Consider the following 15696-nt stretch of genomic DNA (forward strand, 5'->3'; position numbering starts at 1 on the left):
AAAAATGCCGCTGTTCCCAGCGGCATTTTTCGTTGCAGGGACGGCTTTAGTCCTGCGCGTAGATATTGTTGTCCTTGGTCTCCCGCACGAACAGCGCACCGATCACGAAGGTGATCAGGGCGACGACGATCGGATACCACAGGCCATAGTAGATGTCGCCCTTGAAGGCCACCAGCGCGAAGGCCGTGGTCGGCAGCAGGCCGCCGAACCAGCCGTTACCGATGTGGTAAGGCAGGGACATCGAGCTGTAGCGGATGCGGGTCGGGAACATCTCGACCAGCATGGCCGCGATCGGGCCGTACACCATGGTCACGTAGATCACCAGGATGAATAGCAGCAGCACCAGCATCGGCTTGTTGATGGCTGCCGGATCGGCTTTTTCCGGATAGCCGGCGGTCTTCAGCGCCCCGCTCACTTCCTTCTTGAGCGCGGCTTCGCGGGCCTTGCTGGCGGCGTCGAAGTTCAGGTTATCCGGCGTCATGACGGCGTTGAAGGATGTAAATTCCTTGTCGCCGACCTTGATGGCGGCCACGGTGCCCGCCGGGGCGTCGATGCGGTTGTAGCTCACCGAGGCGGCGGTCAGCATGCGGGTGGCGATGTCGCAGGAGGACGGGAACTTCTTGGTGCCGGTGGCGTCAACCTGGAAGCTGCAGGTGTTCGGATCGGCCACGACCACCACCGGCGAGGTCTGGATCGCGGTTTCGAGGGCCGGGTTGCCGTAGTGGGTGATGGCCTTGAAGATCGGGAAGTAGGTCGCCGCGGCGATCAGGCAGCCGCCCAGGATGATCCACTTGCGGCCGATCCTGTCCGACAGCGAGCCGAAGAAGATGAAGAACGGGGTCGCCAGCAGCAGCGAGATCGCGATCAGGATGTTGGCGGTGGCGCCGTCGATCTTCAGGGTCTGGGTCAGGAAGAACAGCGCGTAGAACTGGCCGGTGTACCAGACCACCGCCTGGCCCATGGTCAGGCCGACCAGCGCCAGGATCACGATCTTGGCATTCTTCGGCTTCAGGAAGGCTTCGGTCAGCGGCGCCTTCGAGGTCTTGCCTTCGGCTTTCATCTTGGCGAAGGCCGGCGACTCGTTCATCGACAGGCGGATCCACACCGAGATACCCAGCAGGATCACCGACACCAGGAAGGGGATACGCCAGCCCCAGGCCTGGAACTCCTCTTCGCCGATCGCGGTACGCACGCCCAGGATCACCAGCAGCGACAGGAACAGGCCCATGGTCGCGGTGGTCTGGATCCAGGCGGTGAAGAAGCCGCGCTTGCCCTCCGGCGCATGTTCGGCCACATAGGTTGCCGCGCCGCCATATTCACCGCCCAGCGCCAGGCCCTGCAGGATGCGCAGGCTGACCAGGATGATCGGCGCCGCGATGCCGATCTGCGCATGGCTCGGCAGCAGGCCGACCAGGAAGGTCGACGCGCCCATGATCAGGATGGTGATCAGGAAGGTGTACTTGCGGCCGATCATGTCGCCCAGCCGGCCGAACACCAGCGCGCCGAACGGACGCACGATGAAACCGGCCGCGAAGGCCATCAGGGCGAAGATGAAGGTGGTGGTGGGGTCGCCGATGAAGAATTGCTTGGCGATAATGGCAGCGAGAGAACCGTAGAGGTAGAAGTCGTACCATTCGAATACGGTGCCGAGGGAAGAAGCGAAGATGACCTTTTTTTCTTCCTTGGTCAGTCCGGCGGAGGATGGTGCAGCTTTTCCTCCGGCGGTCATGCCGGGTGTGATAGCCATGTTGTGTCTCCGTATAGTATTTGTGTTACCGGATGGAAGTTGCCAAAATGCTGATTTAGGGTCAGCTGCGAGCGAGTGTGTTCCTCGAACCTTACGCGATTCTTGCTCCAAACTTACATGAAGCTGACAAGAGGCCTCTCGTCCACCCTGCTGCTGTGTCGGACAATGCCTCTTTCACTCGGAAGGAAGCTCCTATAAGGTGTAATATGCCTTTTGATTAATTTTTCGAACGACCGTACTTAACCGTGCTATTCTCGATCGGCCCTGGTGGCCATGACAAGATTTTTAAGGAAGAAGAATGATCAAACATATCGTGATGTGGAAACTCAAGGAACAGGCCGAGGGCGCGGACCGCGCCGCCAATGCGCGCGAGATGAAGCGCCGCCTCGACGAATGCGCCCACATCGTGCCCGGCATCCTCAAGTTCGAGGTGGTGCTGGCCCAGCCGGGCCTGGAAGCGACCTACGATGTCGTGCTGTATTCCGAGTTCGCCGACAAGGCCGCGCTCGAAGCCTACGCGAAGCACCCGACCCACCAGGCCCTGGTGCCCTTCATCGGCGCCATCCGCGAAGGGCGCCAGTGCATGGATTACGAGATCTGAACCGTCATACCAATCACCATGGAGACAGCATGCGCACTACCCAGGAACTGTTTTCCCTGAAAGGCAAGACCGCCATCGTGACCGGCGGCTCGCGCGGGCTCGGCCTGCAGATGGCCGAGGCGCTCGGCGAGCAGGGCGCCCGGATCGTGATCTCGTCGCGCAAGCAGGAAGAGCTGGACCAGGCCGTGGCCCACCTGGCGCAGCGCGGCATCGAGGCCGTGGCGATCGCGGCCGACCTGTCGGATGAAGCGCAGGTGAACGCCTTCGTCGACGAGGCGCTGCGCCGGCTCGGCCATGTCGACATCCTGGTCAACAATGCGGGCGCCACCTGGGGCGCGCCGGCCGAGGACTATCCCCTGGAAGCCTGGGACAAGGTGATGAACCTGAATGTGCGCGCGATCTTCCTCGTGACGCAGCGGGTCGGCAAGCTGTCGATGATCCCGCGCCACCATGGCCGCGTCATCACCATCTCGTCGATCGCCGGCCTGGCCGGCAACCCGCCGGGCATGATGCAGACCCTCGCGTACAACACTTCCAAGGGCGCGGTGGTAAATTTCACCAGGACCCTCGCGGGCGAATGGGGACGCCACGGCATCACGGTCAATTCGATCGCGCCGGGCTTCTTCCCGTCGAAGATGACCAAGGGCGTGCTGGCCGCCTTCGGCCAGGACAAGCTGGCCAGCGAAGCGCCGCTGGGCCGGCTGGGCGACGACGAGGACCTGAAGGGCGCGGTGGTGCTGTTCGCCTCCGACGCCGGCAAGCACATTACCGGACAGATCCTGGCTGTCGATGGAGGCGTATCCGCGGTCTGAACGAATCCGTTCCACTTGGGGAGATGCGATGAAGGAGTTTCGCGGCAAGGTCGCGGTCATCACGGGTGCGGCTAGCGGCCTCGGCCGCGAGTTCGCCAACGAGGCCGCCGGGCTGGGCATGAAGCTGGTGCTGGCCGACGTCCAGGCGAAGGCGCTGGAGCATGCGGCCGACGAGCTGCTGCACCGGGGCGTCGAGGTGCTGGCCATGGTGTGCGACGTGCGCAAGGGCGCGCATGTACAGGAACTGGCCGATTCGGCGATCGCGCGCTTCGGCGCCGTGCACCTGGTGTTCAACAATGCGGGCGTCGGGGTGGGCGGGCTGGTCTGGGAAAATTCGGAGCAGGACTGGGAATGGGTGCTGGGCGTGAACCTGTGGGGCGTGATCCATGGGGTGCGCGTGTTCACCCGCGTGATGCTCGAGTGCGCCGCGGCCGATCGGGGTTACCAGGGGCATATCGTGAATACGGCCTCGATGGCCGGGCTGCTGAACGCGCCGGCGCTGGGGGTCTACAACGTGTCCAAGCATGCGGTGGTGGCGCTGAGCGAGACCCTGCACCACGATTTGCAGCTGGTCGACGCGCCGATCGGGGCGTCGGTGCTGTGTCCGTATTTCGTGCCGACCGGGATCGCCCACTCGCACCGGCACCGGCCCGAGGAACTGCTGAGCGAGGAAAGCATCACCGCCAGCCAGCAGGCGGCGCAGGCGCTGACCGAGAAGGCGGTCGGATCGGGCAAGCTGTCGGCGGAGGATGTGGCGCGGCTGACCTTCGACGCGATCCGGCAGGGGCAGTTCTATATCTATTCCCATCCGCACGCGCTGGGGGCGGTGGAAGAGCGCTTCGACGCCATCGTGCATGCGCGGTCGCCGGCGGATCCGTACGCGGCGACGCCGCAGATCAGGGAGTTGCTCAAGGCCGGGATCAAGAGGCGGCGATAGCGAGTCGCTTCGCCGCCGCCCGCTTCGGCGCCTCGCTCAGGCCACCGCTTCCGCCTGCGGCTGCACGATACGCTCATGCAGCTCGGGTTCCGCATCCCGGTACAGCTTGACGACCGTCGAGGTGCGGGTCCCATACCCCGGCGACTCGATGCACACCGGCGACAGCATGCGCTCGACCTCGATCGGCACCCCGGTCTCCGGCAGGCGCAGGTCGGGCGCACGCGTGGTATCGGCCAGCATCTCGAAATAGGCGTCTTCCGGCGCCCCCTGGCACAGCAGGCTCGCGAACTGGGCCTTGGTGCGCAGGACCTTGGGCCAGGACGCATCCAGCAAGCCGTTCGAGATCCCGTAGATGCGCCCGGGTTCCAGCGGCCGGCCGTTGCGCGGATCGCCGCCGCCGCGGTTCGAGTACCAGTACAGGGTGTCGCGGTCGCCCAGCACCAGGTTGTAGCCGTTGTACAGGTCGGGCTCGGCCGCCAGCTTCGCCACGTACGCGGCGGCGTCGAGGTCGGCCTTGAGGAAATCGGCCACCAGCGCGCCGCGCGACGGGGCGTCGAGGCGCCGCTCGCCCGGGGCGCGGATATTGGTCAGCGCGGCGAAGCGCGGGCCGTTGGCGCCGGTGAGCGACACGCCCATCCAGCTGCCGCCGCCCTGCAGGTCGCGGCCGGCGATGACATGCGGATGGTCGGGCCAGCTGGCTGCCGGCGCAGCCGGCCGGTCGTAGAATTCGTCGCGGTTGGCCACGGCGATCACGGGAACGCCGGGAACCACCTGCCATGCAAAGACGATCAGGCACATGGGATCAGATCCGTAAAGACTTCGGCCCGGCGCGGGCCTTCGATGTAGGGGAGCAGGCCGGCGGCGGCCTGTTCCAGGATAGGCGCGAAGCCGTCGCCGACCGCCGGATAGACTTCCATCCAGGTCTGCAGGCCGTCCTTCGCCCCGGGCCGGCGCTTGAGCTCCGCCCGCACGCCTTCGCCATCGGCGAGGCGCTGCTGCATCTCCCGCACCAGCGGGGCGAGGCGCGCGGCGTCGCCGTCACGCACCTTGTAGTAAACGTAGAGATCGACCATCGCCTAGATGTCGAGCGGATCGAGATCGTAGGGCATGGGCTGGAAGCGCAGCAGCGGTCCGGTGGCCGAGCCGAGATGCACTTCCTCGTCGAGCGCGGCCAGCTTCATCTCGACCAGCGCGTCGGCGCCGCCGGCGCCGTTCGGCGCGGCGTTGACGACCATGCCGCAGGGCTGGCTCGGATCGGCCGCCGAGTATACTTCGTCGCCCGGACGGGCCGCCGCATCGTCCACGCTGGCCAGGGCGGTACGGCGCTTGAGCTTGCCAAGATACTGGCTGCGTGCGACGATCTCCTGGCCCGGGTAGCAACCCTTCTTGAAGTTCACGCCACCCAGCAGTTCGAGATTGACCATCTGCGGCACGAACTGCTCCTGGGTCGCCAGGGTCACCTGCGGCACGCCGGCATGGATCGACGAGAGCCGCCAGGCCTGGTTGCCGCCGAGCGCGAGTTCGGCGCCCAGCGCGGGCAGGGCGGCGCCCGCCGTGTCGACCGAGGTCAGCCACATGTAGCGGGGCGCGCCGAAGGCGTCGGCCAGGCGCAGCACGGTGCCGAAGGTGCCGTCGGTCTTGCCGTAGGGTGCGTCGGGCAGGGTGTCGACATGGCGGCGCAGCAGCGCTTCGGCCCTGGCGCCGCCCAGGCCGAGCACGGCCTGGAAGGGCGCTTCGCCGGTGGCGTCGCGCAGCTTGGCCCTGGAGCGCAGCACGAACATCGAGAGACGCTTCTGCAGCGGCGCCTGGATGGCGCGCGGCAGCTGGAGGTACACTGCATCGGCATCGCGCCACATCAGGAAGCTTGCCTGCAGGCGGCCTTTCGGGGTGCAATAGCCGGCCAGGCGGGCTTCCGCCAGCCCGAGGTGCTCGACATCGTTGGTCAGCTGGTTATGCAGGAAACCGGCGGCATCGTCGCCGGCGACGGCAATGAGGCCGAGGTCGGTGACCGGGGCGACGAAGCCGGCGGCGAGATCGCCGGGTGTCAGCACGCGGCCGAAATCCTCGACCTGGGTGGCTTCATCGACATGGAAACGGGCGCCAAGGGCGGAAAGGTGGTCTGTCCAGTTGCTCATAAGTCCAAAATGGCTTCTATAAACGGCTTCTATTTTTGCAATTAGGCTTTATTATTACGGCCTCATTATAGAGTTGTCAGGAAAAACGCGCCGGACACGGCGCATTCCACGCAAAACCACATGGCACTAATTAAAAAACTCGTTGTCGCCGGCGTCGTTGTCTCGATCGTCGCGGTCGGCAGTTTCTCGTGGTGGGCCAAGCATCCCTTGACCACCGCCGAACCCGCGATCGAATTCACCGTCAACCCGGGCAGCGGGGCGGGCGCCGCCGCGCAGCAGATGGCCAGCGCCGGGGTGCCGGTCAACCGCTACCTGTTCGCGCTGCTGGCGCGCCTCACCGGCCAGGCTTCGCGCATCAAGGCCGGCAGCTACGAGCTCAAGCCGAACACGAGCCCGCGCCAGCTGCTGACCCAGCTGGTGCGCGGCGAGTTCGCCCAGGAAGCGATCACGATCATCGAAGGCTGGACCTTCCGCCAGATGCGCCAGGCGGTGGCGGCGCACCTGCGCCTCAAGCACGACACCATCAAGCTCAGCGACAAGGAACTGATGGAGAAGATCTCGGCCGACTACAAGGACCCGGAAGGCCTGTTCTTCCCGGACACCTACCTGTTCGCCAAAGGCACGTCCGAGCTCGATATCTACCGCAAGGCCCACCAGGCCATGCTGGACCACCTGAAGCGGGCCTGGGAGGCGCGCGACACGTCCCTGCCGTACAAGAATCCCTACGAGGCCCTGATCATGGCCTCGATCGTGGAGAAGGAAACCGGCCAGAAGAGCGAGCGCAACATGATCGCCGGCGTGTTCGTGAACCGCCTGCGCACCGGCATGCTGCTGCAGACCGACCCGACCGTGATCTACGGCATGGGCGAGCGCTTCGACGGCCAGATCCGCAAGAAGGACCTGGAAACCGACACCCCGTACAACACCTATACGCGCGGCGGCCTGCCGCCCACGCCGATCTCGCTGCCGGGCCTGCAGTCGCTGCGCGCGGCCCTGGAGCCGGCTAAGACCCCGGCGCTGTACTTCGTCGCGCGCGGCGACGGCACCAGCCAGTTCTCGGACAACCTGAACGACCACAACCGGGCCGTCAACCAGTACCAGCGGCGGATGACCCAATGACCGTGCGCGGCAAATTCATCACCCTCGAAGGCATCGACGGCGCCGGCAAGTCGACCCACATCGGCTTCGTCACCGACTTCCTGGCGGCGCGCGGCAAGACCGTGGTGTCGTCGCGCGAACCCGGCGGCACCCCGCTCGGCGAAAAGCTGCGCGAGCTGCTGCTGCACGAGAAGATGCACCTGGAAACCGAGGCGCTCCTGATGTTCGCGGCCCGGCGCGAGCACATCGCCCAGCTGATCGCGCCGCAGATGGCGCTCGGTAACTGGGTGCTGTCGGACCGCTTCACCGACGCCAGCTTCGCCTACCAGAGCGGCGGGCGCGGCCTGGCGCGCGCTAAAATGGAAGCGCTGGAGCAGTGGGTCCATCCGGGCCTGCAGCCCGACCTGACCCTGCTGTTCGACGTGCCGCTCGAGGTGGCGCGCGAGCGCCTGGACGCCACCCGCACCCTCGACAAGTTCGAGCGCGAGCAGGCCGACTTCTTCGAACGCTGCCGCAACGAATACCTGCGCCGCGCGGCCGAGGATCCGGACCGCATGGCCGTCATCGATTCGACCCGGTCGATCGAGGCCACCCGCGCCCGACTCGCCGAAGTACTGGAGAAATTGTTGTGACGATGTATCCGTGGCAGCAGGCCGCGTGGACCCAACTGCAGCAGATGCGCGAACGCCTGCCGCACGCCATCCTGTTCCATGGCCCGGCCGGGACCGGCAAGGCCGATTTCCTCGAAACCTTTGCGCAGTCCCTGTTGTGCGAGAACGTGCGCCCCGATGGCCATGCCTGCGGGGAATGCGCTTCCTGCGGCTGGTTCGTCCAGCACAACCATCCCGACTACCGCCGGGTGCGCCCGGAAGCGCTCGAGGACGAGCCAGCGCCGGATGGCGAGGAGGGCGGCGAGGGCAAGGCCAGGTCGACCAAGGCGCCGTCGAAGGACATCAAGATCGAGCAGATCCGCGCGCTGGCCGACTTCATGAACATCTCGACCCACCGCCAGGGCTTGCGCGTGGTGGTGCTGTACCCGGCCGAGGCGCTCAACATGCCGGCCTCGAACGCGCTGCTCAAGACCCTCGAGGAGCCGCCGCCCGGCACCGTGTTCCTGCTGGCCTCCAACAGCCTGGACCGGCTGCTGCCGACGATCCTGTCGCGCTGCCGCAAGTTCGCGCTGCCCATGCCCGCGCATGGCGAGGCCCTGGCCTGGCTCAAGGAGCAGGGCGTGGCGGACGCCGACAGCTGGCTGCGCGAGCAGGGCGGCGCCCCGCTGGCGGCGCTGGCCGAAGCGGAGGGCGGCAGCCGCGAAGAGATGGAAGCGCTGCTGCATTTCCTGGCCCGCCCGAGCACGGATGGGGCGCTGCGCACCGCCGAAAAGCTCGCCAAGGCCGAGCTGCCGGCCCTGGTCGCGTGGACCCAGCGCTGGCTCTACGATGTGTTTTCGTACAAGTTGTCGGGGAATATCCGCTATTTCCCGCGCTACCAGAAGGAGCTGGCGGCCCTGGCCGGCAGGGTGCACACCGCCAGCCTGATGCGGGCCATCAAGGGAACGAGCGAGCGGCGCGCGGTGGCCGACCATCCGCTCTCGGCAAAATTATTTGTCGAAGACATGTTGCTTGAGTACACTTCTTGCTGCACATGAAAGGATGCCGATGAGCGCCAATACACTAGACCCGAACGCACCGCAGGCTCCGCGGCCGTCCGTCCTGTCGCTGGCGATCAAGGAAAAGGCCGCGCTGTATGCGGCCTACATGCCCTTCCTGAAGAATGGCGGCATGTTCGTGCCGACCAACAAGCCGTACAAGATCGGCGACGAGATCTACCTGATCCTGTCGCTGATGGAAGACACGAACAAGTACCCGATCGCCGGCAAGGTCGCCTGGATCACCCCGGCCGGCGCGAACAACAACAAGGCGCAGGGCATCGGCGTGCATTTCCCGGCGGACGAAGCCGGGCAGCGCGCCAGGCTGCGCATCGAAGAGATCCTCGGCGCGGCGCTGCGTTCGTCGCGCGCCACCCATACCCTGTAATTACCCCTTATCTGCTTTATGCCGTCCTACGTCCACCGCCTGGCCCGACGCGACGACCTGCCGGTCATCGTCGACATCTACAACTCCACCATCGCCTCGCGCGAAGTCACCGCCGACACCGAACCCATCACCGTGCAGTCGCGCGAAGCCTGGTTCGCCGAGCATACGCCCGAGCGCCGTCCGCTGTGGGTGATCCACGACGCCGGCGACAGCAGCGGGCATCCGGAAGTGCTGGGCTGGCTGTCCTACTCGAACTTCTATGGCCGCCCCGCGTATTCGGGCACGGCCGAGGTGTCGATCTATATCGCCGAGAAGGCGCGCGGCAAGGGCCTGGGGCGCTACTGCCTGGAGCTGGCGATCGCCTTCGCGCCGCAGGTCGAGGTGCATACGCTGCTGGGCTTCATCTTCGGCCACAATGCGCCCAGCCTGGCGCTGTTCGGCAAGTACGGCTTCGACACCTGGGCCCACTTGCCGCGCGTGGCCAATCTCGACGGCATCGAGCGCGACCTGATCATCCTGGGCAAGCGCGTGGCCTGACGCGCCGCCGGGCGGCGGGCGCCTCCCGCCTCCGGTACAATGCCGGGATGTTCATCGATTCCCATTGCCATATCAATTTCCCGGAACTGGCGACCCGGATGCCCGAGATCCTGGCCAAGATGGCCGAGAACAAGGTGACGCACGCCCTGTGCGTCTCGGTCGACCTGCCGGACTTTCCCCAGGTGCTCGCGCTGGCCGAGCAATACCCGCACATCTTCGCGTCGGTCGGGGTCCATCCCGACTACGAGGACACGCCGGAGCCGACCGTGCAGCAGCTGGTCGACCTGGCCGACCATCCGAAGATCGTCGCGATCGGCGAGACCGGCCTCGATTACTACCGCCTGGAGGGCGACCTCGAGTGGCAGCGCGAACGCTTCCGCACCCATATCCGCGCCTCGCGCGAGACCCGCAAGCCGCTGATCATCCACACCCGCGCCGCCAGCGCCGACACCATCCGCATCATGCGGGAAGAGGGCGCAGGCACGGACGCGGGCGGGGTGGCGGGCGTGATGCACTGCTTCACCGAGTCGCTCGAGGTGGCCCAGGCCGCGATGGCCCAGGGCTTCTATATCTCGTTCTCGGGGATCGTCACCTTCAAGAGCGCCAGGGAGCTGCAGGCGGTCGCGCTGGCGGTGCCCCTGGAGCGCATGCTGATCGAGACCGATTCGCCCTACCTGGCGCCGGTGCCCTTCCGCGGCAGGATGAACGAGCCGGGCTATGTCGCCCATGTGGCCGAATTCATCGCCACCCTCAAGGGCGTCTCGCTGCGCGACGTGGCGCAGCAGACCAGCGATAACTTCTTCAACCTGTTCCAGGCCGCCAGGAGCTGAGCCATGTCCACGCCTTTTTCCGTTCGCCGCCGTCTGCTCGCCGCCGGGCTGCTGGCGGGCTGCGCCGCCTTCGCCCACGCGGAGGCGCCGACCGAGTCCGAAGTGGCCTCCTTCTTCCGCGCCGTGCAGATCGACGACGCGAAGAGGGTGCAGGCCATGGTCGGAACCGAGGTCAACGCCAACGAGATCAATCCGGTGGGCGGCGAGCCGGCCCTGGTGCTGGCCGTGCGCGAAGGGTCGATGCGGGTGCTGGACGTCCTGCTCAGGCATCCGGGCACGGACGTGGACGCGAAGGCGGTGAACGGCAATACGGCGCTGATGATGGCCGCCTTCAAGCGCAACATGCCGGCGGTCCAGGCCTTGCTGGCGAAGGGCGCCGCCGTCAACCGCGCCGGCTGGACGCCGCTGCACTACGCCGCCGCCGGCGGCGACGCCGAGATCGCGAAGCTCCTGCTGGCGCGCGGCGCGAAGCTGGAAGCGGTGTCGCCGCCGGCCAGCGGCGCCTATACGCCCCTGATGATGGCGGCGCGCGAAGGCCAGGAATCGACCGCGCTGCTGCTGCTGGCGCGCGGCGCGCAGCCGGGGCTGAAGAACAGCGAGGGCTTGACCGCGGTCCAGATCGCGGAAAGGGCCGGCCAGGAAGCGGTCGCGAAGGCGATCTCGGGCTTCAAGCGCTGATTGCCGCGGCACCGCCGGGAACTGGACGGCAAACACCCGCCAGCTCCACGCTTCGACCCGATGCAAGCTTGTCCATAATGCTCGTACGCTACAAACACGTACGACAAGGACAAACATGCTGAACGAACGCGAAATCGAAAGCTGCTACCTGGGGCAGTTCATTCCCGTGCACTACCATCACAACATGCTGATGGACCAGAACCGGATGCACAGCTTCAAGTCCGCCATCCATTATGCGGTCCGCCCGGGCGCCCGGGTGCTGGAGCTGGGTGGCGGCACCGGGGTGCTGTCGTTCTTCGCGGCGCAGCAGGCCTCCAGGGTGTACTGCGTCGAATACAACCCGGACATGGTGCGCGAGGCGCGCCGCTTCCTGGCGATCAATCCGAACGGCCACCGGGTCGAGGTGATCCACGCCGACGCCTTCGACTACCTGCCGCCGGAGCCGGTGGACGTGGTGATCTGCGAGATGATCCACGTCGGCATGCTGCGCGAGAAGCAGGTCGAGGTGATGGAATCCTTCAAGCGCCGCTACCTGGCGCGTTTCGGCGGCCCGCTGCCGGTGTTCCTGCCCGAGGCGGCGATCATGGCGGCCCAGCCCCTGGAGCAGGAGTACGACTTCGAAGGCTTCCACGCGCCGATCGTGCAGTTCCAGGAGACCGGGGTCGTGTATCCGGGCACCGTCGAACTGGCCCAGCCGGCGGTGTACAGCATCATGGACTTCAGCCAGCCGGTCGACATGCAGATCGCCTGGGAAGGCTCGATGCTGATCGAGAAGGCGGGCACCCTGAACGCCATGCGCTTCATCACCAAGAACGTGCTGGCCGTGGTGCAGGAGCAGTCGGCCACGATCGACTGGCTGAACCACTACATGACGCTGCCGCTGGCCAATCCGGTGCGGGTGCAGGCGGGCGACCTGCTGCGGGTGGCCTTCCACTACCGGGCGGGCGGTTCGATTCCGTCGCTGCAGGCGTCGATCCGGGCGGAACTGGTGAACCAGCATCAGCAGATGGCGGCGTTTGCCTGATCGCCGCCGCCTGGCGGCCCTGCCTGCGGCGCCGTCCGCAGGGCGCCGCCCCGGCGCGGCGGCACGGCCCCGCCGGCGTCCCCGCCCAGGCGCGGTTTTCAACCACTCACCCCGCCTTTTCCGCCATCCATCGCAAGCGGTTTGAGCCCAGCAGCCAGCGCGCCTACATTACTCCTGCCGACGTTTTTTTCGACATGGAGCCTACGATGCTGAGTTTTTTGGTATGGTTGCTATTGCTGTTCCTGTGCTGGCCCATCGCGCTGCTGGCCCTGGTGCTGTACCCGCTCGTCTGGCTGATCCTGTTGCCGCTGCGCCTGCTGGGCATCGGCGTCGAAGCCGTGTTCGAACTGCTGCGCGCCATCGTCCTGCTGCCGGCCCGGGTGCTGGGCTATTCGCCCGGGCGCTAGGCTGCGCTCGGTTGAGTGTGGGCCAATTAACAGACGGCAGCACCTTGATCTTCTACCGTAGACCTGCCTCTTCCCATCCTGGGAAAAGGTTTTGACTAGAGGAAAAGACTATGCGACTGGACATTTACCGCAGAGCAGAAAGCGATGGCAAGTTTTCGTACCTGGCAGTGCCCGAAGCCAGGAACATTCCTGAAGAGGCCACGAATACGGATTGGGAAATCGAGGCGCGCGCCTTCGAGGTCGAGGACGACGCCAGCCATCTGCCGGACTTCGACATCAACAACCTGAATGGCCAGATCGCCGAAAAAGGGTATGCAATGACCTCCGTGATGCACTGAGCGTCTCTTCCGCCTGGCGTCCTGCCGGGCTGCAAGGCGCCGGAAGAGTCGTTTTCGGCGCCAATGCCGTCTTGTCAAACCGACCCCAGCCTCCACGGCCAGGTGGCCGTTGTGGTATTCTGCGTCCTTGATCAAGCATACGAGCCGGTATTCCGGCTGTGACGGAGGACGTGATGAAGTGGGCAGTCGTGGGTTTCTATCTTCTCTCCATCCTGCACATCCATTTCCGCGGACGGGTCCGCCTTCCGTTCCGTCGCCAGCTGTTCGACCACTCGTCGTTCATGGCGCCGATCAATATTTTCATGCATAAGTTCTCGAAGGTTCCGAGCACGCCCTATATTCCCCTGAGCGAATTCCCGGACCTGGCCCGCCTGCAGGACAACTGGGAAGTGATCCGCGCCGAAGGCCTGGGCATGCTGGAACTGAAGAAGATCAAGGCGGCCGAGCAGAACGACGACGCCGGCTTCAATTCCTTCTTCAAGAGCGGCTGGAAGCGCTTCTACCTGAAGTGGTATGACGCCAGCCATCCCTCGGCCGAGCGCCTGTGCCCGCAGACCTATGCGCTGCTGCAATCGATCCCGTCGGTGAAGGCCGCCATGTTCGCCGAACTGCCGCCGGGCGCCAAGCTGAACCCGCACCGCGATCCGTTCGCCGGGTCGATGCGCTACCACCTGGGCCTGGCGACGCCGAACGACGACCGCTGCTTCATCGAGGTCGACGGCGAGCGCTACAGCTGGCGCGACGGGCAGGGCGTCGTCTTCGACGAAACCTATATCCACTGGGCCATCAACGGCAGCGACAGCGATCGCCTGATCCTGTTCTGCGACGTCGAGCGTCCGATGCGCTACCGCTGGATGCAGGCGGTCAACCGCTGGCTCGGCCGCACCATGATGACCGCCGCCGCCTCGCCGAACGAAACCGGCGACCAGGTCGGCACGGTCAGCAAGATGTTCCGCATCTCCTTCTACATGGGCCAGTACCGCCGCCGCTACAAGGCCTGGAACAAGACCGCCTACAACGCGACCAGGGTGGCCCTGATCGTCGGCCTGGGTGCGCTGATCTACTGGATCTGACACGAGACGGCGCGCCCCTCCTGCGCGCCTGGGGACCGCCTGGACCTCCTTGTCCGGCGGCGCTCCGCGATCACTTCACGCGGCCCGGCTCCGGGCGCCTTCCACGCTCCTGCCGCGCCATCCTCGATCCACGGTGACTGCTGCCTGCGGTCGATGTCGGCTTTTCTTACACCAATAAAATTGCCCGGTTCCCAAGCTTTCTGTCTTGTCGAACAGTAATTTGTTGTATAGCCACCTGCTTCTACCCGTCAACAATATGTTTGGTCCCCGACCATGGCAGATTTCGTGTCGGAAATCTTTACATTAGTCAATTTCACATACGTATTTACTCGCCGACGGTTCTACGCAATAGACAAAAACATGCATGAATTCAATGACTTGGCGCGAGCGCAGGGTTTGCTGGCACGCCGATTGCTATAGGTAAGGCACAACAACACTTTCCTAGACTGGGAGAAATCATGAAGAAGGTCCTCGCCCTCGCATTCGGCGCCGCCATGAGTACCGGCGCGCTTGCCGTCCCTGCCTCGCTCCTGCCGCCAGGCCCGGTGTACCTGAAGTATTCCGGCCAGGAGCAGATCGCCATCAACGGCGCCACCACCTACGCCGGTTCGAAGGAGATCAACTGGGGTGTGTTCGTCATGTCGACGATGGAAAAGGGCAGCGTCGCCAAGCCGAACGACAGCATCGATCCGAACGGCGACTTCTTCTACGGAAACGGTTTCAGCGGCGGCCAGGTGACCGGCATGTTCTACGGCATCGAGCGCGGCGAAGCGTCGGCGACCAATCCGTTCCCTGCCACCAAGGGCTTCATGGATCTCTACTGGCGCGACACCGACATCTACAAGAAGTCCACGATCAACATCAAGGACGATGGGGTGCGCTGCGGCTGGAACTGCGCCAAAGGCTTCACCGAAGGCACCTTCCTGGCCCGCCTGTACTTCGACACCGGCATGGATCTCGGCAGCAAGACCAACACCATCGTCGGCACCACCGTTCCGGTGAGCGGCAACTTCAGCGGCTTCGCCGATTCGTATGCCTCGATCGACAAGAGCGCCGGCGGCCTGTGGGCCAACCAGCTGGATTCGAACTACTTCCACACCCTGCTGGGCAACCGCGACCTGCGCTTCAAGAACAGCTACCACTACAACCAGAACTGGAACGGCGGCACCAACATCGTTGGCGCACGTGTCGACGATCCGGGCCAGGCCTATGTCCTGCCGGAACCGGGCGCCCTGTCCCTGATGGGCCTGGCAATGTTCGGCATGGGCGTCACCCTGCGCCGCCGCCGGAAGAACTGATACTCCCTGCCAGCCTGGTCCTGGCGCGACGACACCCTGCAAGCCCGTGCCTGCAGGGTGTTGTCTTTTGGGGGAGGCGGCACGGGTGGACGCATTGTCGGGATTGGCTCTATGCTGTCGGTGCAACAACTGTGATCACCCACCG

Annotated in this window: 19 protein-coding genes; 15 read left to right on the forward strand and 4 right to left on the reverse strand. The window is 65.3% G+C overall.

What is annotated here, in order from left to right:
• Nucleotides 1-46 precede the first annotated feature (46 nt).
• Nucleotides 47-1747 carry an MFS transporter gene (locus tag H162_RS0105245; protein ID WP_026354254.1) on the reverse strand — a complete coding sequence of 567 codons (1701 nt, stop codon included), beginning with the start codon at nucleotides 1745-1747 and terminating at the stop codon, nucleotides 47-49.
• A gap of 298 nt (nucleotides 1748-2045) precedes the next feature.
• On the opposite strand from H162_RS0105245, the gene H162_RS0105250 reads away from it, so the two are divergent.
• The 3 genes from H162_RS0105250 to H162_RS0105260 are packed head-to-tail and all read left to right on the forward strand — an operon-like array spanning nucleotide 2046 to nucleotide 4097.
• A complete protein-coding gene (locus H162_RS0105250; RefSeq protein WP_020652402.1) occupies nucleotides 2046-2348 on the forward strand; it encodes a Dabb family protein in 303 nt (100 codons plus the stop codon).
• Between the two features lie 29 nt (nucleotides 2349-2377).
• Nucleotides 2378-3160, forward strand: a complete 783-nt coding sequence (locus H162_RS0105255; RefSeq protein WP_020652403.1) for an SDR family oxidoreductase — start codon at nucleotides 2378-2380, stop codon at nucleotides 3158-3160.
• A gap of 28 nt (nucleotides 3161-3188) precedes the next feature.
• Complete coding sequence (locus tag H162_RS0105260) at nucleotides 3189-4097, forward strand: SDR family oxidoreductase (protein WP_020652404.1); 909 nt, start codon at nucleotides 3189-3191, stop codon at nucleotides 4095-4097.
• A 36-nt stretch (nucleotides 4098-4133) separates the two neighbouring features.
• Here the strand turns inward: H162_RS0105260 and H162_RS0105265 are convergent, their stop codons facing one another.
• Genes H162_RS0105265 through ygfZ form a run of 3 tightly spaced genes read right to left on the reverse strand, consistent with a single transcriptional unit; the run spans nucleotide 4134 to nucleotide 6232 of the window.
• On the reverse strand, nucleotides 4134-4895 hold the full coding sequence (locus tag H162_RS0105265) for an NRDE family protein (RefSeq protein ID WP_020652405.1): 762 nt from the start codon (nucleotides 4893-4895) through the stop codon (nucleotides 4134-4136).
• The gene (locus H162_RS0105270; protein ID WP_020652406.1) at nucleotides 4886-5170 is read right to left on the reverse strand and encodes a DUF4936 family protein; all 285 of its coding nucleotides are present in this window, start codon (nucleotides 5168-5170) and stop codon (nucleotides 4886-4888) included. The genes H162_RS0105265 and H162_RS0105270 overlap by 10 nt, the downstream gene beginning before the upstream one ends.
• A 3-nt stretch (nucleotides 5171-5173) precedes the next feature.
• Nucleotides 5174-6232 carry a CAF17-like 4Fe-4S cluster assembly/insertion protein YgfZ gene (ygfZ, locus tag H162_RS0105275; RefSeq protein ID WP_020652407.1) on the reverse strand — a complete coding sequence of 353 codons (1059 nt, stop codon included), beginning with the start codon at nucleotides 6230-6232 and terminating at the stop codon, nucleotides 5174-5176.
• A gap of 120 nt (nucleotides 6233-6352) precedes the next feature.
• On the opposite strand from ygfZ, the gene mltG reads away from it, so the two are divergent.
• The 12 genes from mltG (at nucleotide 6353) to H162_RS0105335 (ending at nucleotide 15551) form a co-directional block, all read left to right on the forward strand.
• Nucleotides 6353-7351, forward strand: a complete 999-nt coding sequence (gene mltG / locus H162_RS0105280; protein WP_026354255.1) for an endolytic transglycosylase MltG — start codon at nucleotides 6353-6355, stop codon at nucleotides 7349-7351.
• A complete protein-coding gene (tmk, locus tag H162_RS0105285) occupies nucleotides 7348-7962 on the forward strand; it encodes a dTMP kinase (RefSeq protein WP_020652409.1) in 615 nt (204 codons plus the stop codon). Before mltG ends, tmk begins: the two co-directional genes overlap by 4 nt.
• A gap of 2 nt (nucleotides 7963-7964) precedes the next feature.
• Nucleotides 7965-8978: a DNA polymerase III subunit delta' gene (locus H162_RS0105290; protein ID WP_040786505.1), complete on the forward strand. Its 1014-nt coding sequence runs from the start codon at nucleotides 7965-7967 to the stop codon at nucleotides 8976-8978.
• Nucleotides 8979-8988: 10 nt separating this feature from the next.
• Entirely contained in the window at nucleotides 8989-9366 is a 378-nt protein-coding gene (locus tag H162_RS0105295; RefSeq protein WP_020652411.1) for a PilZ domain-containing protein, read from the forward strand.
• Between the two features lie 18 nt (nucleotides 9367-9384).
• Complete coding sequence (locus H162_RS0105300; RefSeq protein ID WP_020652412.1) at nucleotides 9385-9903, forward strand: GNAT family N-acetyltransferase; 519 nt, start codon at nucleotides 9385-9387, stop codon at nucleotides 9901-9903.
• 47 nt (nucleotides 9904-9950) lie between these two features.
• Nucleotides 9951-10733, forward strand: a complete 783-nt coding sequence (locus H162_RS0105305) for a TatD family hydrolase (RefSeq protein WP_020652413.1) — start codon at nucleotides 9951-9953, stop codon at nucleotides 10731-10733.
• Between the two features lie 3 nt (nucleotides 10734-10736).
• Nucleotides 10737-11411, forward strand: coding sequence for an ankyrin repeat domain-containing protein (locus H162_RS0105310; RefSeq protein WP_020652414.1), 675 nt, complete (start codon nucleotides 10737-10739; stop codon nucleotides 11409-11411).
• A gap of 115 nt (nucleotides 11412-11526) precedes the next feature.
• A complete protein-coding gene (locus H162_RS0105315; protein ID WP_020652415.1) occupies nucleotides 11527-12435 on the forward strand; it encodes a class I SAM-dependent methyltransferase in 909 nt (302 codons plus the stop codon).
• Between the two features lie 206 nt (nucleotides 12436-12641).
• A complete protein-coding gene (locus tag H162_RS0105320; protein ID WP_026354256.1) occupies nucleotides 12642-12842 on the forward strand; it encodes a hypothetical protein in 201 nt (66 codons plus the stop codon).
• A 110-nt stretch (nucleotides 12843-12952) separates the two neighbouring features.
• Nucleotides 12953-13180, forward strand: coding sequence for a DUF6139 family protein (locus H162_RS0105325; RefSeq protein WP_020652417.1), 228 nt, complete (start codon nucleotides 12953-12955; stop codon nucleotides 13178-13180).
• A 173-nt stretch (nucleotides 13181-13353) separates the two neighbouring features.
• Nucleotides 13354-14253: a lipid A hydroxylase LpxO gene (gene lpxO, locus H162_RS0105330; protein ID WP_020652418.1), complete on the forward strand. Its 900-nt coding sequence runs from the start codon at nucleotides 13354-13356 to the stop codon at nucleotides 14251-14253.
• Between the two features lie 458 nt (nucleotides 14254-14711).
• Nucleotides 14712-15551, forward strand: a complete 840-nt coding sequence (locus tag H162_RS0105335) for a PEP-CTERM sorting domain-containing protein (RefSeq protein ID WP_020652419.1) — start codon at nucleotides 14712-14714, stop codon at nucleotides 15549-15551.
• Nucleotides 15552-15696: the final 145 nt, after the last annotated feature.

The organism is Massilia niastensis DSM 21313 (genome assembly GCF_000382345.1).
GTDB lineage: Bacteria > Pseudomonadota > Gammaproteobacteria > Burkholderiales > Burkholderiaceae_D > Telluria > Telluria niastensis.